Genomic DNA, 19,026 nt, shown 5'->3' on the forward strand with positions numbered 1-19,026 from the left:
GGTATGAGGGCTCTGTGCTGGTCACCGAGAGCCGGGACACGTGGTGCCTTTACGCCCGAAGCGCCGAGCGACTCATCCCCTGGATCCGGGCTTTCGGTGAGCGGCAGCCGCACAAGCCGATCTGGTTCCCTGCCTACTCGGCCGTGCTCGCCGAGGGCGAACCAGTGGAAGGCGAGGGGCTATCGTTCGACGACCGGGAGCGAGGCGTCGAGGGATCCTTTCTGGTGCGCAATGGCAGCGCGGCCGTCCGCTACCGCCTCCCTGGCGGAGGGGTATCGCTGGGGCTCGGGAAACGAGCGAACGTACGCTTGCATGCTCCGTGGCAATCGTCGTTCAACGACGTGACCACGGCCCCGCGGTTCGTGGTTGTCAACAACGACGGCATCCCCTCTTTCCTCGCATGGTTCCACGCACAAGGAGCATCGTCCCGCCTTGGCGATGCCGTCTCGGAAGCGCTCGGCCTCGCGCACGGCGTCCGGCGGTTCGATCGAACTGCCATGTGCGGTCCTGTGCTCTGCCACGCCGAGTTCTTCGCGGGCGGGGCTTCTGCGCAGGCGTTCGAATCGCCGCTCCTCGTCTCCGGCGACGCCTGGCTTCCGCCCGGTGAGCCGTCGCGATTGCTAGTCGGCTACTGGGACATCGGGATGTCGGACGCGTTCGTCTATCTCGGTGAGGACCGCCGCATCTACCGGTATTCATTCGAAGAGGGCCTGTGGTCCATCTCGGCATTGAGCTACGCCGCCTACGTCGAGCGAATCCTTCGCTTCGACGCGAGGGTGGCAGCCACGCGTGAGTCAGATCTCCCGCTGAACGAGCTCTGCGAGCGCCTGGGGCTCGTGGTCGACCCGATTGGAACGGACGACTGCGCCTCCTTGGCGATCTCTGCCGATCTCGTAGCGTTCCAGCGCTTCGGTGAGCGAGCGCTGTTGAAGTGCTTCACCCCACAAGCCGAGGCACGGGTGTGCGAGACCCTCGCCGGGTAGGTCCTCCGTTGCGGCGGTCTCCGCTCCCCTTGGCGGCACAGCAGCGCATGCTCCCGGTCGGCGTGCGTGTGTACGCCTGGCCCGACCAGGAGCGCCGAGCGAGCCACCTGCCGATCCCCTGCCATCACTTGTCGGGGTCCTGGAGGCCACGCCTGTGATGTTCACCGAGCGCGACGATCTGCCGAGCGCCCCGGGGCTCGAGAATCTGGGGCCACTGGGCTCACTCGCCCTGCACGACGGGGCGGTGGTACGCGTTCCATTCGCCGGCAACCCCTTCGAGCCGCGACCTCCGGTGCCCGTTGACGATCCGGCCGTCCTCCGCGAGGCAGCGCGGCTGATCTCCGAGGGGCTCGTGCTCCGCGAGCGCCACAACCACGGGGCGCAGGGAGCGCTCATGGCCACGTGGGTCGAAGGCGCGTTGGGACCGCCGTGCGCAGTTCGCTCGATCGGGCGTTCGGAGCAATTGCTCTGGTTCGAAGGCGCGATCGTCCTGCTGCTGCGCGACGCGCTGACGGTGGCGTGCGCGACCAGCGAGCGACTTCGGGCCTTGCTCGCACACCCCCTGCCGCGTGGCCTCTCGCCCGCGCCGGCGAGGTACTCGTACGGCTCAATCGCCGGCGTTCCGCCGCGGGGGCCGCTGCTCGGGTCGGTGGACCACACGGATAGATACTTCCCAGAGGCGTTCGAGCTGTACGAGACAGCGACCGGTTGCTGGGTTCGCGGGGTGCTCGACGGCGCTTTCGAGACGCAGTTCCACATGACGGCCGGTGGGCGCATCGCCACGGTTCCGCGTCATCCCGACCGACTCACGGGCGCCAGCTCATTCGGAGAGTGGCAGCCTGGTCTGCAGAATCGTGATGGTCTGCGCGCCCAGCTCGAGCGATACCGGGCATCGGAGGCGCTCACCAGTGCTGTCTTCGCTGTGGACGAGCTCGTGGGGGGCTTCCGCGGGCAGAGGGGAATTTCACTCGTCGCCCCATGGGCGGCGGGCGCGATCCGGGAACGGACTTCACCGGGCATCTGGTCTGAGCCAGTCCATCCTTACAATGGCGCCTGGTTCATCGGTTGGATTGAGAACACGTCGGTGCGCACGAGCCTGTACGTCGACGAGACGGGCGGCGTGTGGGCCTCGTGGCAGGAGCCAGACGACGACGATGTGCAATTGCGCCTTGTGGGCACGGGTGTCGAGCGCTGGTTCGAGCGCCAAGTCTACCTTCTCGAGAACGGTTACGCATCGGAGGCCACATGCCGTTCGGAGGAGGTGCTGCCCCACGGACTCAGTCTCCGCGGAGACCTGTCTGACGCTGCAGCGCAGGTCTTCGTCGACGGAGATGCCGTCTGGCTCGTCGAGGAGTGCGGCATTCAGCGAATGTCCCGCCGCGTGTCCAGCGTGTCGGAGGTGCTGGCCATCGCAGATCGCTTCAGATAGAGATGGCTCGGATGCGGAGATTCAGCGCCGCACCAACCGCGTGACCGGAATGACTCCCGGCGTCTTCGGAGGCACCGGGGAGAACAACGATTGGGGGCCGACGTGAAAACTCGATTCAGCCATCCCCTTCTTGGAACGGTCGCGAAGGGCATGTTCAGCCCTCAGCTCCGATCCATCTACGGGGCCAAGCAGCTCACGGCCTCCCTGGCGCAGCTGAACGAGGTGGCGGAAAGGCTCGAGCCGTGGCGTGCTCCGAACTTCGAGCTGCGCGCGCGTGTCGATCTCGGGAACTTCTATCCCGAGACGGGACGGGTCACCGCGCTCGACAAGACGAACGCTCTCGTCAAGGGCGTTGCTCGCCGGGTCGGGCAGGCGAGCCGCCAGTCTCGCCTGCACGGGTTCGTATGGCATGTTTGCGATGGGGTGCTCGCACTGCGCGACGACGTGTTCTTGCGCGTGCTGGGCCCCACAGCGACGAGCCTGCGGCCCTGGCTCGAAGAGTGCGCGGCCTTGCGGCTACAGTGCGTCTTTCCGGTGGTGCGAGCGGTCGACAAGCCGCCTGTCGCGCCGGAGTCTGGCTGGATCGAGTTTCGCGACGATCTCATCGATGCGACCGGGCGAGCAGCCCTGGACAACGAAGCCTGGCATCTGGATCTCCCGCTTGCGGCACCAGATAAGCGATGTCGGCAGAGCGTGGTCGGGTTTCTCTGCGCAACCGTAGATCCAGCGTCGAGGACGCTTCCATTATCACCCCGCGTGAGAGAGGCGGCATCGCGCTGGCTGTGCCGGCTGCACGATGCCGGCGACCCCGCGCGGCTCGCCTCGTGGGTGCTGGAGAACGGCGGTAGCGAGGCGCTTGCCAGAACGGCCGCTGACGCCGAGAGCTCGTTCGGTGGTCTGCGCAGCGTCGATCGGATCCAGCGCTTCGGCGGGATCCAGATGCTCGATCGAGCTCTCGGCGAAGGGAGCGTCGCTGAGTGGCCGCTTCAGCAGACGCCGGATGGCCCGGCGATCCTGGTGAGTCCGCGAGACATCGACAACCCTGACACCCTCGCCTGCGTGACGGAGGACGGCAGGATGTGGGCCTATGGGTTCGGCTGGGACGAGTGGGAGCGAACGAGCGACTCGGTGCGCGCTTTCGTCTCCCGCATTGCGTTGTGGGGACACCCCAAGGAAGTGCCGGTTCATGTCTCGCGCTCGTCGCACGGTCGTGAGCTCGCGCAGGCGCTCGGCCTGGACGAGGTGGAAGAGGCGACCGACTCGACCGGTACGTTCTACGCGGGCGACGCGGCGCTGGTGTTCGAGCGGAGGCTATCCGAGGGGCGCGCAGTGACGTGGCTGCGCGAGCTGCGCCCCGAGTCGGTGCGTGTCTGGGACGACCTCACCTCGTCTGCCTGAGCTCCAGGGTCGCGGCGGCCGCCGTCCCAGGCCCTCCCACGCGCGGATCGACGAGGAACGACGACCGAGCCCGCCACCGACGACACGCAGCCACGACGTGAGCCCGCGGAGCACCCTGACCATGAGCGCCGCGCCGCCCGGCCCGTCGAGTAAGCTGCGCCGCATGAAGGTCCCCCGACTCACCGGCCGCGCGCTCACCGCGGCGCGCCTCGCCGCCGAGGCGCCCGGATCCTCCGCCGCGCTCCGGGAGGTGATGAAGCGCAGCCTGGGCATCGATCGCCTCGCCTCGCTCCCGGACGCCTTCCGCGACGACGTCCCCGCGGAGGCGCGCCCCCTCCAGGCCGCGCCGCCGCGGCGCTGGGAGGACGCCGGGCTCGGCGCGCCCCCCGTCCGCGACTGGCCCAGGCCCTCGGTGGCCTACGCGGCGGCCTACCGCAAGGGCGCCACCACCCCGCTCCGCGTCGCCGAGCGCGCGCTCTCGGCGCTCGAGGCGCTCGCCGCCGAGCGCCCGTGCATGAACATCGCCGTCGCCACCTCGCGCGAGGCGACGCTCAGGGACGCCGACGCGGCGACCGCGCGCCACGCCGCGGGGCGGCCGCGCGGCCTGCTCGACGGCGTGCCCCTGCTCGTCAAGGACGAGTTCGACGTCGAGGGCCTCCCGACCACGCTCGGCTCGCCCTGCGGCCCGCAGCCGCCCGCGGCGCGCGACGCCGCCGTTGTCGCCCGGCTCCGGCAGGCGGGCGCCGTGTTCCTCTGCAAGACCGTGCTCACCGAGTGGGGCATGTCGCCGATCGGCAACAGCGTCCACCAGCGCATGCCCCACAACCCGCACCACAAGGAGCGCGCCGCGGGCGGCTCCTCCACCGGCTCCGCCGTCGGCGTGGCGCTCGGGCTCGCGCCGCTCGCGGCCAGCGGCGACGGCGGCGGCTCCATCCGGGCGCCCGCCGCGCTGAACGGCGTCTTCGGCATCAAGCCGACCTTCGGCCGCGTCAGCCGCGCCGGCGACGGCTTCAAGGGCTCGGTCGCCCACGCCGGCCCGATCGCCAGCAGCACGGCCGATCTCGCGCGCTTCCTCGACGCCGTCGCCAGCGAGCCCGACCCCGACGACGACCTCACCGCATGGGCGCCCCCGCCGCCGCCCGGAGGCTTCGGCGCGCGCCTCGGCGCCGGCGTGCGCGGCCTGCGCATCGGCGTCGACGAGGCGGAGTGGCGCGACGCCTCCACCCCGGTCGCGAGCGTGTGCTGGGGGGCGCTGCGCGCGCTCGAGCGCGAGGGCGCGACCCTCGTCAACGTGAAGATCCCCCTCGCCAGGCACGCGGCCTCCATCGGCTACCTCGTCATCGGCCCCGAGTCGCTCGCGGCGTTCCAGCGCGCCTGGAGGGAGCAGCGCGACCTCATCAGCGAGGACCTGCGCGTCACCTTCAGCCTCCTCTCGGGCGTCACCGCGCTCGAGCAGATCGACGCCGCGCGGCTGCGCGCGGGCATGCGGCGCGAGGTGGCGCGCGCCCTCGCCGGCGTCGACGTCCTCGCGCTCCCGACGACGGCGATCACCGCGCCCCCCTACGCCCAGGCCGAGGAAGGCCGCGCCTTCCTGGATCCCATCGCCCTCGACGGCATGTGCCGCTTCGCCTTCCTCGGCAACCTCACCGGCCTCCCCGCCGGCACGGCGCCCGTCGGCGTCGACGCCGAGCGCCTGCCCATCGGCCTGCAGATCCTCGGCGACGCGTGGGACGAAGCGGCCGTCCTCGCCGTCCTCGCCCACCTCGAGCGATCGGAGCTCGCGAGCGCGCGGCGCCCCCCGGGGGCGATCGATCTGCTCGAATAACCTGATCCCATCGAGTCCAAGGAGAGGTCGTGATGAGCCAGAGCGCCGGAAGTCATCCTCCCGACGTGAAGCCAGCGCCAGCGCCGTGGACGCTGGCTGGCGACGCGACCATCGTGATGCTCGAGCTCCCGGAGCGGCTGCGCCAGGAGCAGAGCTTCATCCCGGAGGCGCTCCGCCCCCGCTTCGAGGGGCGCTACAGCCTGCTGATGGCGCTCGACTACACGTCGTCGAACGTGGGGCCTTATCGCGAGCTCCTGTTCATCCCCGGGCGCTTCCGCACGCGCCGCGGCCTCTGCTGGTCCATCAGCAAGATCTACGTCAGCTCGTGGGACAGCGTGGTGAACGGCCAGCTCAACTGGGGTATCCCCAAGGAGCACGCCGATTTCGAGATCGCGCGCGAGGCGGACGGGAGCGAGCGCTTCCGGGCGTCGCAGGGCGGCGACGTCTTCGCCGATCTGCGCTTCGCGGCCGCGGGCCCGAGCCTGCCCGCCACGAGCGCGCTCGTGCCCGCGCGCCTCCGCCGGCTGGTGCACCACCGCGACGGGCACGACTACTTCTGCGCGCCGACCGCGCGCGGGAGCGCCCGCCACGCGCGCCTGCTCGAGGCGCGCGTCGATCCGGCGCGCATGCCGCGCGTCGACGAGGGTCGTGTGGTGTTCGCCGTCCGGCTGTCCGGCTTCAAGGCCGAGTTCCCGGTCGCCGACGTCGAGCCCCCTCGCTCGCTCTGATCTCTCGCCGCGGGGAGCTGCCCCGCGGCGGCGTCAGGGCCGCTCGGTCGCTCGGGCGCGCAGATCAGCCGAGCGCGATCATCGCGGCCGTCGCCGCGTAGTCGACGCGCTGCGCGCGGTAGGGGTACGTCGGCGGGAAATGCTCGAGCGCCGCGCGGAGGCGCCGGCTCGACGCCCTGTCGAGCGGGTCGAAGCGCAGGCCCACGGCGCGCCCCGGGTCGCCCAGGCGCCGGCCGTGGAGCGTGCGCGCGATCGTCGCCGTCGCGTCGATCCAGACGTTCGTGTCCGGGATCCGGAACGAGACGATCACCGGCTCACCCGTGAGCGGGCGGGCGCTCGTCAGCACGAGCATGCCGTCGATCGACAGGTCGATCGCCCGGGTCCCGAGCAGCCGGAAGCCCCGCTCGCGCACGGCCTGGCACTCCACGATCGCAGCGCGGCGCGTGGCGCGGCGCTCGCTGGCGAGCAGCATCTCCATGGTCGTTCTCCTTGGCGCGGTACGCTACGGAGGACGGCTACAGGTGGACAAGAAACTTACACGCTGGCGCCCAGCGCTGCAGGGGGCGAGGGCGAACGCAGGGTGCAGGTAGAGGAGCGGGTGGGGGATCTCGGCGCCCCTGAGAGGGCGCTCGCGGTGAGAGGTGCCCGCGGCCGCTGGAGGGGTCGCCGCCCCGCCAGGTGGGCGGGGCGGCGCGCGGCCGTGGGCCTCTCACTCCGCCGGTCAGCGGCCCGCGCGGCGCCGGCGCAGGGCGAGGCCGGCGAGGGCGGCGAGCATGGGCAGGAGCGCGGCGGCGCCGCGGGTGCTGCCCGCGGGCGTGGGCCGAGCGGCGCAGAAGCCGTTGCCCTCGGCGAAGATGCCGGTCGGGTCGTTGTCGCTCTCGGGCGCGCAGGTGCCCGCCGTGCTGTCGGTCGAGCTGCACACCTCGCCGGACGGGCAGCTGTTGCCGTCGCTGCCGCGGCAACCCTCGACGCAGGCGTGATCCTCGCAGATCATCCCGCTCGTCGCGCCGCCGCAGTCGCTGTCCTGCCGGCACGCCGTCTGATCGTCGTCGCCGTTGTTCGGATCGGTCTCGCCCGCGTCGATGGCGCCGTTGTGGTTCGCGTCCTCCACGCCGTCGGTCACGCCGCCGTCGTCCGTGTCCGGATCGAGCGGGTTGGTCGTCGTCGTGGGATCGGCGTCCGCGATGCAGGTCCCCGCGGCGGCGTCGGTCGCCGCGTTGTCGCAGGGCAGGCCGAGCTCGGTGCCGTCGAACAGCCCGTCGCCGTCGCTGTCGGGGTCGAGCGCGTTGATGAGGCCGTCGCCGTCGTGGTCGTCGCTGAAGTTCGGCTCGTCGCCGTCGACCACGCCGTCGTCGTCGCTGTCCGCGTCGTTCGGGTCGGTGCCGATCTCGTCCTCGAGCGAGTCGACAAGCCCGTCGCCGTCGCTGTCCGCCGGCGTCCCGTCGTCCTCGCCGACGTTGGGATCGGTCTCGCCCGCGTCGACGACGCCGTTCAGGTTCACGTCCTCCTGGCCGTCGGGCACGCCGCCGTCGTCGGTGTCGGCGTCGAGCGGGTCGGTCTTTGTCGCGCCGGCGTCGCCGTCGGGGCGGCAGTGGCCCGCCTCCGCGTCGGTGCCCTCGCTGTCGCAGGGCAGGCCGAGCTCGGTGCCGTCGAACAGCCCGTCGTTGTCGCTGTCGACGTCGCGCACGTTGATGAGGCCGTCGCCGTCGGTGTCGTCGCCGGGCTTCGGCTCCTGGCCGTCGGGCACGCCGTCGTCGTCGGTGTCGGCGTCGTCCGGATCGCTCCCGATCGCCTCCTCCTCCGCGTCGGGCAGCCCGTCGCCGTCGCGGTCCTCGTCCACCGCGTCGTCGTCGCCGTTGTTGGGATCGGTCTCGCCCTCGTCGATGGCGCCGTCGTGATCCGCGTCCTCCGCGCCGTCGGAGATGCCGCCGTCGTCCGTGTCCGGGTCGAGCGGGTGCGTCGTCGTCGCGGGGTCGGCGTCCGCGATGCAGGTCCCCGCGGCCGCGTCGGTGGCGGCGTTGTCGCAGGGCAGGCCGAGCTCGGTGCCGTCGAACAGGCCGTCGCCGTCGCTGTCGGGGTCGAGCGCGTTGATGAGGCCGTCGCCGTCGTGGTCGTCGCTGAAGTTCGGCTCGTCGCCGTCGATCACGCCGTCGTCGTCGCTGTCGGCGTCGCTCGGGTCGGTGCCGATCTCCTCCTCGATCACGTCGATCAGCCCGTCGCCGTCGCTGTCCGCCGGCGTCCCGTCGTCGGCGCCGTTGTTCGGATCGGTCTCGCCCGCGTCGATCTCGCCGTCGAGATCGAGGTCCTCCTGGCCGTCGGGCACGCCGCCGTCGTCGGTGTCCGGGTCGACCGGCGAGGTCTTGGTCGCCCCCTCGTCCGCGTCGGCGCGGCAGTGGCCCGCCTCCGCGTCGGTGGCGGCGTTGTCGCAGGGCAGGCCGAGCTCGGTGCCGTCGAAGAGCCCGTCGTTGTCGCTGTCGACGTCGCGCACGTTGATGAGGCCGTCGCCGTCGGTGTCGTCGGCGGGGTTCGGCTCCTGGCCGTCGAGCGCGCCGTCGTCGTCGGTGTCGGCGTCGTTCGGATCGCTCCCGATCGTCTCCTCCAGATCGTCGCTCAGCCCGTCGCCGTCGGTGTCCGTCGGCGGCACGTCGTCGGCGCGGACGTTCGGATCGGTCTCGCCCGCGTCGACGACGCCGTCGAGATCGAAGTCCTCGTGGCCGTCGGGCACGCCGCCGTCATCGGTGTCGGCGTCGAGCGGGTCGGTCTTTGTCGCGCCGGCGTCCCCGTCGGCACGACAATGGCCCGCGGCGGCGTCGGTGGCCGCGTTGTCGCAGGGCAGGCCGAGCTCGGTGCCGTCATAGAGCCCGTCGTTGTCGCTGTCGGGGTCGAGCGCGTTGATGAGGCCGTCGTCGTCGGAGTCCTCACCGAAGTCCGGCTCATCACCGTCGACCACGCCGTCGTCGTCGCTGTCCGCGTCGTTCGGGTCGGTGCCGGCCTCGACCTCGTCGGGATCGTCGATCCCGTCGTTGTCCGAGTCGCAGCCGTTGTTGAACACGCCGTCGCAGTCGTTGTCGATCGAATCGCCGCAGACCTCGGCGCCCGTCGGCTCGCAGACGCAGGCGTGCGTGTCGGGATCGCACGTCGGCGAGAGCGGCCCGCAGTGCGCGTCCGTGAGGCACTCGACGCACTCGTTGGGCTCCGCCGCCGTATCGCAGTGAGGCGTCGGCGCGGCGCACTGCGCGTCGGTCTCGCAGTCGTCGATGACGACCTCGGTCGGCGGCACGCCGTCGGTCGGGCCGTTGCCGTCGGTCGGCGTGTCCTCTTCGGGCGCGCCCTGCTGCCCGGCCGCGCGGACGATCGCCTGGTTCGCGATGACCCCCGAGGCGTCGGCGTTGACCGTCACCCGGAAGGTCACCCGCGACGACTGTCCGGCGGGGATCGACCCCCCCGCCGTCCCGTTCGCGCCCGTGCCGAGCCGCACGCGGACCGTGCGCGTCCCGGCGTCGTACTCGCCCTGGTCGTCGGCGGCCGCGTCCGTCTTCGCGCCCATGTTGGCGCCCGCCACGATGGAGAGCGAGCCGGGCACGTAGCTGACGCCCGCGGGCAGCGGATCGGTGAGCACGGTGCCCCTCGACGCGTCGTTGCCGCTGTTGACGACCTCGATCGTGTACTGGAGCTGGTCGCCCGGGAGCAGCAGCCCGCCGTTCACGTCGACGGCCGACTTCGAGGAGGACGTGAAGTCCGGCCTGAAGGTCGAGATCGACGTGATGAAGCCGGCGAGGAAGTAGAGGTCCATGCTGCTCGACGCCACGATGGGCGCCGAGGTCTGCCTCGGGGTCACCAGCGAGGTGATATCGAAGACGTCGATATCCATGCCCGCCATGCTCCCCGCGGTCCCGGCGAGCTGCGGCAGGTCCCCGACGTTCGACACCGGCGCGTTGAAGTAAGAGCGCGTGCCGTTGAAGAAGTTGTCGGCCGGGTTCTGCGTATTGCCGAGCGCGGTCCCGTTGAAGAGGAACTGGTCGCCCGCGTGGGCCACGTCCCCCTCGAACGCGACCATGCCGATCTTCGCGTCGTAGCCCGCGTTCGGCACCAGGAACCCGTCCAGGGTTGTGTTCTGGGTCGATCCGCTGGCCACCGTGTCGAGGCCGTCGAAGAGCGCCAGGTTGCGCGGCGGCTCGGAGGCGAGCTCGTAGAACACGACAAGCCACCACCCGGCGAAGTGGTTGTCGAAGTTGTTGTTCGTGAAGCTCGCGCTGTTGACGCCGCTCACCCGGTACGCGCCGGACCCGTGCTCCTGCACGAGGGCGGTGATGTTCGCGACCGACTGGTAGTAGACGCGGCTCGAGCTGATCGTCCTGACGCTGTCGTCGGCGGTGACCTCCTCGGAGAAGCTGCCCGTGCCGGGCCGCTCCAGCGTGACGGCCAGGTCCGCGTCCCCGGTGGTCCCGAGGTGCGCGCCCCAGTAGAGGTACGCGTGGGTGACCGTCGCGCCGGCCGGCACCTGGAGCACCGCGGTGGTGCGCGCCTGCGCGGCGGTGATGCTGGTGCTCGCCTCCGCGTCGCCCTCCCCGGGCGAGTCGGATCGCCAGTACGTGTCGGGCGCGCTGTCGCCGATGTTGTTCCCGCAGGCACCGATGTCGCCCAGAACGGGCGAGTCGATGTCGTCCCTGCCGCACTCGTGGCCCAGCGTGTTCCCGATCAGAATGAAGTCGCCCCGCTGGTCGACCTGCTCGCGCAACTCGGGCGCCGCGTGCGCGGCCCCGCGCTGCCCGCCCACGCAGGCGAGCCCGACAAGACTACCTATGACCCAACGTCTCTTCACGGCGCCTCCTGCTGCTGCTTCGGCTTCTTCTCGAGGATCTTGAACTGCACGCGGCGGTTCTGCTGGCGTCCCTCGTCGGTGTCGTTGTCCGCGATCGGGACGTCGGGCCCGTAGCCCTTCGACGCCAGCCGCTCGGCCTCGACGCCGCGCTGGACCAGCGCCTTCATGACCGACTCGGCCCTCGCCTGGCTGAGCTTGATATTGTACGCGCGTCCGCCGCGCGGGTCTGTGTGCCCTTGCACCTCGATCTTGGTGATCTCCGGGTGCTCCTTCAGCACACTCGCCACCTCATCGAGGAGCGGATCGCTCACCTTCTTGATGGTCGCCTTGCCGGTGTCGAACTGCACCTGCTGGAGGATGACGATCTCGGTCTCGGTCATGCGCACGGCGACGGGGCAGCCGTTCTTCGTCGGATCCGGATCGGGCTTGCCCTTGATGTCGGGGCAGGCGTCCTGATCGTCGCGCACCGTGTCGCCGTCGCGGTCGCCGGGGCAGCCGTTCGTCGCCGGATCCGAGGTGCGGATACCGGGGATGTCGGGGCAGGCGTCCTCCGCGTCGATCACGCCGTCGCCGTCCTTGTCGGGCGGGGGCGGGCAGCCGTGCTTCTTCGGATCCTCGTTCGCCGGGCCGGCCTCGTCCGGGCACGCGTCGACGTCGTCCGTGATGCCGTCCTTGTCGCGGTCCCCGGGCGGCGGGCAGCCGTGCTTCTTCGGATCGTCGTTCGCGATGCCGGGCGTGTCCGGGCACGCGTCGACGCGATCGAGGAAGCCGTCCTCGTCGCGATCGGACGGCGGGCAGCCGTTCTTCTTCGGATCCGGGTCGCCGACGCCGGGCACGTCGGGGCAGGCGTCCTTCTCGTTGACGATGCCGTCCTTGTCGCGGTCCGGGTCCGCGCGCCGGACCTCGGGCGAGTACGCGAGCATCGCGACGGCGCGGAAATCCGGGGTGCCGATGCCCGAGGTGAAGCCGGGGCCGGCGGCGACGCCGAGCTCGAAGTCGCGGAGCGTCGGCGCGAAGCGGTAGCGCAGGCCGAGCAGCGCCTCGACGTTCGTGTTGCGGGCCTCCGGGTCCTCCAGCACCGTCGACACGGTCGCCTCGGGGCCGATCTGGAGCTGCTCCTCCGAGCCCAGCAGCAGGCCGACGCCCGCGCCGCCGTTGAACATCAGGCCTTGCCGCACCTGCGCGAACGTCTGCGCCGGGCGCAGATCGACGCCGGCCGCGGCCGACCAGACGAAGCCCGGGATCCGGCCGCCGGCCAGGATCTGCGGCAGGCCGCGGACCGACTCCTCGCCCACGAACGAGCCGTCGCGGTCGCCGGTCGGCACCCACACGAAGCCGCCGACGGCGAGCTGGAACGGGTCGAAGTAATCGCCGAGGAGGCGCAGGCGCAGCCCGACCCGGAGATCGCCGAGCTGCACGTCGCTCGGCGACCTGAACGAGAGGCCCTCGGCCGCGGGGCTGTCGCCCTGCTGCAGCACGGCGAGGGGCAGGTCGACGTTGACGTGCAGCCGGTCCCAGAGCGTGAGCGAGGAGTTCAGGTGCAGGAACAGCTGGTGGCCGACGATCGCACCGAGGTGCTCGTCGCTGCCCTGCCGCGTGAGCACGAGCGGGTTGTGCGCGTAGTCGCCGAGCAGCATCACGTGCAGCGTCGCGCTGCCGTCCTGGTTCGGCGAGGCTGCGTACGGCGACGGCACACCGAACATCCGGTCGCCGGCGGGCGCGGGGCTGAAGCGGTTGAGGGCGAGGCCGCGCGCCGGTCCCGCTTCCTGAGCGGACGCTGGCGCGGCCCACGCCGCCGCGGCTAGGGCGGCGGCGCCGCAGATCCATCGAGGGGGCAAGGGGGCTCTCATGCGCAGGATCACCTTGGGTGCTTTGGGCGAGCGGCCGTCGACTGCTCCGGCGCGCAGGCAAGTTGGGGGAAACGCGGCGCACTCGACGCGGATGATCGTCGAGTACGCCGCGTTTCCCGGGCCGTCTTATAGGCTTCGCGGGACGCTACCGGTGGACTTTTCGATGGGCGGCCGTCCGAATTCGGATCGGCCTCGACAGGGCGGCTCACCTGCGAGCCGGTCTTCGCAGCGCGTCGCAGCGCGGTCTATGCAAGGCGTGTGCACGCCCCGCCGTCGCGTGGGGCGGGTGGTTTGTCTGGGATCTCGCGGCTCCAGGCGGCTCTGCGGCGGGCCGATTGAGGCCTACAGACATCAGCACTGCGGCCTCGGTGCGGCGGTATCGACGGGATCGAGCCGGGGCGCGCCGGCGCGCCCCGGCCGGCGGGCTCTGCGGTGCTCGCTGCCCCGGCGCTGCGTTGCCGGAGGCCCGGGTTCACCGTGGGATCAAAAGTTCGTTCGGACGGTGCCGCTGAACTGAAAGATGCCAGGTTTCGAGCCGATCTTGCCAACGGCGGTGAACCTGGATCCTGGCGTGACGGCCAGCATGGGCGAGCGGAGCGCGTCGATCGGTGAGGTCGACTCGGCCTGGCTCGTCGCGTAGGGCGAGCTCCTCGTGATCTCTGCCCGGAGATACGAGCTGCCGCTCGCCACGACGGTCCTTGCCCAAGCCGCGTTGCAGCTCGCCGAGTACCGGATCACGATCTTCCCGACCGCGGTGGCGCCCGACATGATGTCGCTCGACGCCCGCGTGACCGCGTCGGCCTCGCACCCGGTCGCGCCAGGGTCCTGCCCGGTGCACGGCGCGCCGTAGCAGCTGCCGAGCGCGGCAGCGGCCTCGCCCACGTCCTCCTGCGCGGAGCCTTCTCCGTCGAGCGGCTCGGGATCGGACGTGTCGGCGATGCAGCCGGCGAGGGCAAAGGAAGCTCCGAGGGCGGCGGCGGCAAACGAGGAGGCGATACGCATGGTCCATGTCCTTTCGAGCCTGGAGACGCGGGCATTGCGCTACCGAGCGGCGCCGGCGCGTCGAGGTCTCGGCCTGGGTACGGGCGCCGGGCCCCGACCGGTTCCCGCGTCCGCGCGGGAGGACCCGTGTCAGGCGCCGCCCGGGACTCGCTACGTCAGGCGCCGCGGGCTCATCCGGGGCCGCCGGTGGCTCGCGTTGGTCGGGCGCCGCGTCCGTCCGGGTCGTGTCGACTGGCGCATTCCGCGCGGGACGCGCGTTCCAGCGCTCCATCTCGTGGGGGGCATCGATTACCATCGTCTCCGAAGGGCGGCTGCCACCGGCGACTCCAGACGACGGAGGTTTCGACGATGAACCTTTTCCCGGACGAGATGCGGCGGGATCCTTATCCCCTCTATGATCAGCTGCGGACCGGCTCTCCCGTGTTCCATGTCGCGCCGCTCGATCTCTGGATGGTCTTCGATTACGACGGGGTGAAGCGGGCGCTGACCGATCATGACGCCTTCAGCTCCGCGGTGACGCCTCCCACCGGCAAGGCGCCGGACTGGATCGTCTTCTCCGACCCGCCGCGCCACACGAAGCTTCGATCCATCATCTTGCGGGCGTTCACGCCGCGCTCCATCGCGGGCCTGGAGCCGCGCATCCGGGAGCTGTCTCGCGATCTCCTCGATCCGTGGATCGAGCGCGGGGAGATGGACCTCGCGGCGGACTACGCGGGGCCGCTGCCCACGATGGTGATCGCGGAGATGCTCGGCGTTCCCTCCGAGGACCGGGCGCGGCTGCTGCGCTGGAGCGAGGTGATCGTGAACCTCAGCCACGCGATCTCCGGCGGCGAGGAGGCGGCGAGGGCCGTGAGCGAGCACGCCGTGGTGAAGGAAGAGATGAAGGCGTATCTGGCGGACCTGATCGAGGTGCGCCGGAGGGCGCCGGCGGAGGACCTCTTGACCCGGCTCGTCGAGGCCGAGGTGGACGGCGAGCGGCTGACCGAGGGAGACATCCTGAACTTCTTCCAGCTCCTGCTCGCGGCGGGCACCGAGACGACAACGAACCTGATCGACAACGCGATCATGTGCTTCCTCGAGAGCCCGGCGGAGCTCTTCCGCCTCCGGGCGGCGCCCGAGCTCTTGCCCTCGGCGATCGAGGAGGTCCTGCGCCACCGCTCGCCGCTGCAGATGGTGTTCCGCGAGACGAGGCGCGCCGTCGAGGTGCACGGCCAGGTGATCCCGGCCGGGAAGCTGGTGCTGCCCGTGATCGGCTCCGCAAACCGGGATCCGCATCAATTTCACGACCCTGGCCGCTTCGACATCGGGCGCGATCCCAACCCGCACGTCGCGTTCGGCCACGGTATCCACTTCTGTATCGGGGCGGCGCTGGCGCGCCTGGAGGCGCGGATCGCGCTGCCGGATCTCCTCTGCCGGCTGAAGGGCCTCCGGCTCGCGAGCGACGAGCCGTGGGAGCCGCGCAAGGCGATCATCGTGCACGGTCCGGCGCGATTGCCTATCCGCTTCGAGCCGGGGAGGCGCGCCGCGGTGCACGCCGCGGGGGCGCACACGCCGTGCCCCGGGTGAAGGCGGCGCCGCAGGAGGCCTGCGACCACCTCAGGTCTTGTCCGTTCCGCTTGACTGCGCCATCAAGTCGTCCACGAACCGGCGCATCAGGCGCACCAGGTCGCTGAAGTCCTCCTCACTCCACGTGGCGAGGATAGGGGCCGCAATCCTCTGACGCGCGGCGTCCAAGGCGTCGGTCATCTGCCGCCCCTTGTCGGTGATCACCGCCTCATGGATGCGACGATCGGCCGGGCTCGGTCGACGCTCGATCAGCCCCAGGCTCTCGAGCTTCGCGACCTGGCGGCTGACGGTCGTGTAATCGCGCCCGGCTCGGTTCGAGAGCTCGACCACGCCGATCGGCCCGAAGCGCTCGATCCCCACCAGCAGCCGAAAGAGGGCTTGATCCAGGGAGATGCCTGCCTCCGCGAGCAGCGCCTGATCGCGCTGCGGCTGGTTCATGAGCGCGACCAGATCGACCATGGCTCCGTGGAGCTCGCGGAGTTTCTTTTTTGCGATGCGTGTATTTTGCACAAATTCCTTGACGCTCCGGAGGGCGCGGTTATATGCATGATACACATATCTGAAACGCGGTCCAACAAAGCGGAGCTCGCTGTGGAATCTACTTTTTCAACGGATGTCCTGATCGTCGGCGCAGGTGCTGCTGGGTTGACCCTCGCCATCGAGCTCGCCCGCCGGGGCGTTGCGTTCCGGCTCATCGACAGGCAGGACGGGCCCTTTCGCGGCTCGCGGGGCAAAGGGATCCAGCCGCGCAGCCAGGAGGTGTTCGAGGATCTGGGCATCCTCGACCGCGTCGTTGCGGCAGGCGGCCTGTACCCACCCCCGCGGGTCTATCGCGACGACGGAGGCTACGAGGAGTCGCAGATCATGGAGCCTCAGGACCCGACGCCTGGCGAGCCCTATCGCCTGGCGCTCCTCGTGCCTCAGTTCCTGACCGAAGCCGTGATGCGCGAGCGTCTGGCGGAGCTCGGGAAATACCCGGAGTTCAGTCGCGAGCTGAAAGGTTTCGAGCAGGATGGCGAGGGGGTCGACGCCCGCATCGCCGGCCCGGCGGGCGAGGAGACCGTCCGCGTCCGCTACCTCGTCGGAGCGGACGGCGGCCGCAGCGTGGTACGGCACGCGCTCGCGATCGGCTTTCCCGGCAAGACCCTGGGGGTGCGCGCGGTCGTCGCCGACGTCGTCCTGGAGGGACTCAGCAGGGCCGCCTGGCATCGCTTCAACGAAGGGTCGATGGAAAAGCAGATGTCGCTGTGCCCGCTCGTCGGCACCGATATGTTCCAGTTGCAGGCGCCGATTCCTCTGGAGGGTGATGTCGATCTCTCCGCGGAAGGCCTCACAGCGATGGTCACGGGCCGCACGGGCCGAGGCGACATCGTGATCCGCTCGGTCTCCTGGGCCTCCGCCTACACGATGAACGCGCGCCTCGCCGACCGTTACCGGGACGGGCGCGTCTTCCTCGCCGGCGATGCCGCGCATATCCACCCGCCGACGGGTGGGCAGGGCCTCAACACGAGCGTGCAGGATGCCTACAACCTCGGCTGGAAGCTCGCCGCCGTTCTGGCAGGCGCGCCGGAGGCGCTGCTCGCGACCTACGAGGAGGAGCGCCGGCCGATCGCCGCGGAGACGCTCGGCCTGACGACGAAGCTCCTGGACGCGGCGAAGCGAGGCGACATGCGCCGCGGTCGCGAGGTGCATCAGCTCGATCTCGGATACCCGGAATCGTCGCTGGCCATGGAGAAGCCGAAACGCAGCGGCGGCATCGTCGCGGGCGGCCGAGCGCCGGACGCGCCCGTCCGTGGCGTGGCGGGGATGCCGACGCGGCTCTTCAAGCTCTTCCAGGGGCCGCAGTGGACCTTGCTGGGTTACGGGTCGGACCGGCTCTCGGCCGTCGAGCCGCGCCCGGGACTTCACATCCACGCCGTCGGGCCGCGCGGCGATATCGTCGATGATGGCGGCCATCTCCGCGCTGCTTATGGCGTGTCGCCCGGCGACTGGGTGCTCGTCCGGCCGGACGGGTATATCGGCGCCATCGTGTCGTCCGATCATGCACCGGCCCTGGAAGCCTACCTTGCCAGCGTCGGCCTCCCATCACGGGGATGACAGGTCGGGGCCGTCCACCGAGCCAGCGGCGCGGCCCCTCGCGTCAGGGGAGACGGAACATCGACCAGGGCACCTGGACGCCGGTACCACCGTTCTGGCCAATCAGGTTCTTCCGCGCCACCGCGAGCGCAATCCTTACGTGGCGCGGTGCATCTTCCGCGTCTTCGGTGCCTCGCAGGCCCTCGGCGGCACGTGCGCCCTGCGCAGGGCGGGCCGCGACGCGTGGCGCGTGGCTTGCTGTGTTTACGCGACGAGCCGATGCGCCGCACCAACGCCAAGCCCACGACGCCGCCCAGCTCGCCCGCCCAGGCGGAGCCGGCCCCCCAGCGCGACGGCCGGACGACGAGCACACCGCGCCGCGAGGCTCGCCTCGGCGACGTCCTTGCTGCGACCGATTTCTCGCCGGGGGCTCTCGCGGCGATCGAGCGCGCCGCGCGCCTCCCCCTCGCGGCGGGCAGCACCTTGCGCCTCGTTCACGTGCTGCCGGCGCCCGCCTCGCCCGCGGAGGGCGAGAGCGCGGAGCAGGCCGCGCGTCGCTCGCTCGACGAGATCGCGGCCCGCGCCCTCGATGTCGCCCGAGGCGCGGGGAACGCTTGTCTGAAGGTCGTCTCGAGCGTGCTCGTCGGCAGAGAGTTCGTCGAGATCATCCGTCATGCGCGCAGCCACGGCGCGGAGCTGATCGTCCTCGGCAGGCGCGGGGAGCGCCCGATCCTCGATCTCCTGCTCGGGTCGGCGGCCGAGCTCACGGTCCGTCACGCGGACACTCCCGTGCTCGTCGTACAAGGAGCCCCCGCCGGCGCCTACAGGCGACCGCTGCTCGCCGTCGAGCTCTCGGACGTCGCGCTCCGGAGCGCCGCGCTCGCGACGAAGGTCATCGACCCCGAGGTGAGCCGCATCCGGGCGATCCACGCCTACCGCGTGCCCTTCGAGGACAGGATGGCGCTCGCCCTCCCCTCGATGGAGTTCGCGGCCTACAAGGCGCGATACCATGACGACGCGCGCGCCGGCCTCCGGCGCCTCCTCGACTCGTTCGACGGGCTCGGCGTGACGTGGGAGTCGTCGGTCCGGCGCGGCGACGCGAGGGACGCGATCGGCCGCGAAGCCAGGCGATGGAAGGCCGATCTCATCATCATGGGCACGCACGGGCGCTCGGGGATCTCGCGCGCTCTCCTGGGCAGCGTGGCCGAATCCGTCATGCGCTCGGCGCCGTGCGACGTGCTGATCGCGCGCCCCTCCACGTTCGTGCTGGAGCTGCCCTGAGCGGCGCGGCAGCGAAGCATGCTCCGGCGGCGCCTGGACGCGCGCGCCGGCTCGACCCGCCGAGGG

Annotated in this window: 13 protein-coding genes; 8 read left to right on the plus strand and 5 right to left on the minus strand. The window is 71.1% G+C overall.

Features of this window, described 5'->3' with window-relative positions:
- The first annotated feature begins 341 nt into the window (after positions 1-341).
- The 5 genes from WMF11_RS00655 to WMF11_RS00675 all read left to right on the plus strand — a co-directional run bounded on the left by WMF11_RS00655 (position 342) and on the right by WMF11_RS00675 (position 6,363).
- On the plus strand, positions 342-983 hold the full coding sequence (locus tag WMF11_RS00655) for a hypothetical protein (RefSeq protein ID WP_437976064.1): 642 nt from the start codon (positions 342-344) through the stop codon (positions 981-983).
- Positions 984-1,140: 157 nt separating this feature from the next.
- Positions 1,141-2,412 carry a hypothetical protein gene (locus tag WMF11_RS00660; protein WP_437979418.1) on the plus strand — a complete coding sequence of 424 codons (1,272 nt, stop codon included), beginning with the start codon at positions 1,141-1,143 and terminating at the stop codon, positions 2,410-2,412.
- Positions 2,413-2,514: 102 nt separating this feature from the next.
- Positions 2,515-3,810 (plus strand): hypothetical protein, encoded by a 1,296-nt coding sequence (locus WMF11_RS00665; RefSeq protein WP_437976065.1) that lies wholly within the window; start codon positions 2,515-2,517, stop codon positions 3,808-3,810.
- A gap of 163 nt (positions 3,811-3,973) precedes the next feature.
- Entirely contained in the window at positions 3,974-5,635 is a 1,662-nt protein-coding gene (locus tag WMF11_RS00670) for an amidase (protein ID WP_437906465.1), read from the plus strand.
- 32 nt (positions 5,636-5,667) lie between these two features.
- Positions 5,668-6,363 (plus strand): acetoacetate decarboxylase family protein, encoded by a 696-nt coding sequence (locus WMF11_RS00675; RefSeq protein ID WP_437976066.1) that lies wholly within the window; start codon positions 5,668-5,670, stop codon positions 6,361-6,363.
- A 64-nt stretch (positions 6,364-6,427) separates the two neighbouring features.
- Here WMF11_RS00675 and WMF11_RS00680 read toward each other — a convergent pair whose 3' ends face one another.
- From WMF11_RS00680 to WMF11_RS00695, 4 genes are all read right to left on the minus strand, one after another.
- Positions 6,428-6,841, minus strand: coding sequence for a PilZ domain-containing protein (locus tag WMF11_RS00680; protein WP_437976067.1), 414 nt, complete (start codon positions 6,839-6,841; stop codon positions 6,428-6,430).
- A 243-nt stretch (positions 6,842-7,084) separates the two neighbouring features.
- Positions 7,085-11,185, minus strand: coding sequence for a DUF3344 domain-containing protein (locus tag WMF11_RS00685; protein ID WP_437976068.1), 4,101 nt, complete (start codon positions 11,183-11,185; stop codon positions 7,085-7,087).
- On the minus strand, positions 11,182-13,035 hold the full coding sequence (locus WMF11_RS00690; RefSeq protein ID WP_437976069.1) for an OmpA family protein: 1,854 nt from the start codon (positions 13,033-13,035) through the stop codon (positions 11,182-11,184). Before WMF11_RS00690 ends, WMF11_RS00685 begins: the two co-directional genes overlap by 4 nt.
- 483 nt (positions 13,036-13,518) lie before the next feature.
- Complete coding sequence (locus WMF11_RS00695; RefSeq protein ID WP_437976070.1) at positions 13,519-14,037, minus strand: DUF2690 domain-containing protein; 519 nt, start codon at positions 14,035-14,037, stop codon at positions 13,519-13,521.
- A 348-nt stretch (positions 14,038-14,385) separates the two neighbouring features.
- On the opposite strand from WMF11_RS00695, the gene WMF11_RS00700 reads away from it, so the two are divergent.
- Positions 14,386-15,603 (plus strand): cytochrome P450, encoded by a 1,218-nt coding sequence (locus tag WMF11_RS00700; RefSeq protein WP_437976071.1) that lies wholly within the window; start codon positions 14,386-14,388, stop codon positions 15,601-15,603.
- Between the two features lie 30 nt (positions 15,604-15,633).
- Here WMF11_RS00700 and WMF11_RS00705 read toward each other — a convergent pair whose 3' ends face one another.
- Complete coding sequence (locus WMF11_RS00705; protein ID WP_437976072.1) at positions 15,634-16,062, minus strand: MarR family winged helix-turn-helix transcriptional regulator; 429 nt, start codon at positions 16,060-16,062, stop codon at positions 15,634-15,636.
- An 87-nt stretch (positions 16,063-16,149) separates the two neighbouring features.
- Here WMF11_RS00705 and WMF11_RS00710 point away from each other — a divergent pair, with 87 nt between their 5' ends.
- Entirely contained in the window at positions 16,150-17,700 is a 1,551-nt protein-coding gene (locus WMF11_RS00710; RefSeq protein ID WP_437979419.1) for an FAD-dependent oxidoreductase, read from the plus strand.
- Positions 17,701-17,958: 258 nt separating this feature from the next.
- The gene (locus WMF11_RS00715; protein WP_437976073.1) at positions 17,959-18,960 is read left to right on the plus strand and encodes a universal stress protein; all 1,002 of its coding nucleotides are present in this window, start codon (positions 17,959-17,961) and stop codon (positions 18,958-18,960) included.
- Positions 18,961-19,026 lie beyond the last annotated feature (66 nt).

Origin of the sequence: Sorangium sp. So ce295, from assembly GCF_051527405.1 — a bacterium.
Lineage (GTDB): Bacteria > Myxococcota_A > Polyangia > Polyangiales > Polyangiaceae > Sorangium > Sorangium cellulosum_B.

Coding starts and splice junctions, on each gene's coding strand:
- WMF11_RS00690 (WP_437976069.1), bottom strand. CDS start 13,035: ATGAGAGCCCCCTTGCCCCCTCGATGGATCTGCGGCGCCGCCGCCCTA.
- WMF11_RS00695 (WP_437976070.1), bottom strand. CDS start 14,037: ATGCGTATCGCCTCCTCGTTTGCCGCCGCCGCCCTCGGAGCTTCCTTT.
- WMF11_RS00675 (WP_437976066.1), top strand. CDS start 5,668: ATGAGCCAGAGCGCCGGAAGTCATCCTCCCGACGTGAAGCCAGCGCCA.
- WMF11_RS00660 (WP_437979418.1), top strand. CDS start 1,141: ATGTTCACCGAGCGCGACGATCTGCCGAGCGCCCCGGGGCTCGAGAAT.
- WMF11_RS00680 (WP_437976067.1), bottom strand. CDS start 6,841: ATGGAGATGCTGCTCGCCAGCGAGCGCCGCGCCACGCGCCGCGCTGCG.
- WMF11_RS00710 (WP_437979419.1), top strand. CDS start 16,150: ATGATACACATATCTGAAACGCGGTCCAACAAAGCGGAGCTCGCTGTG.
- WMF11_RS00700 (WP_437976071.1), top strand. CDS start 14,386: ATGAACCTTTTCCCGGACGAGATGCGGCGGGATCCTTATCCCCTCTAT.
- WMF11_RS00715 (WP_437976073.1), top strand. CDS start 17,959: ATGCGCCGCACCAACGCCAAGCCCACGACGCCGCCCAGCTCGCCCGCC.
- WMF11_RS00705 (WP_437976072.1), bottom strand. CDS start 16,062: ATGGTCGATCTGGTCGCGCTCATGAACCAGCCGCAGCGCGATCAGGCG.
- WMF11_RS00670 (WP_437906465.1), top strand. CDS start 3,974: ATGAAGGTCCCCCGACTCACCGGCCGCGCGCTCACCGCGGCGCGCCTC.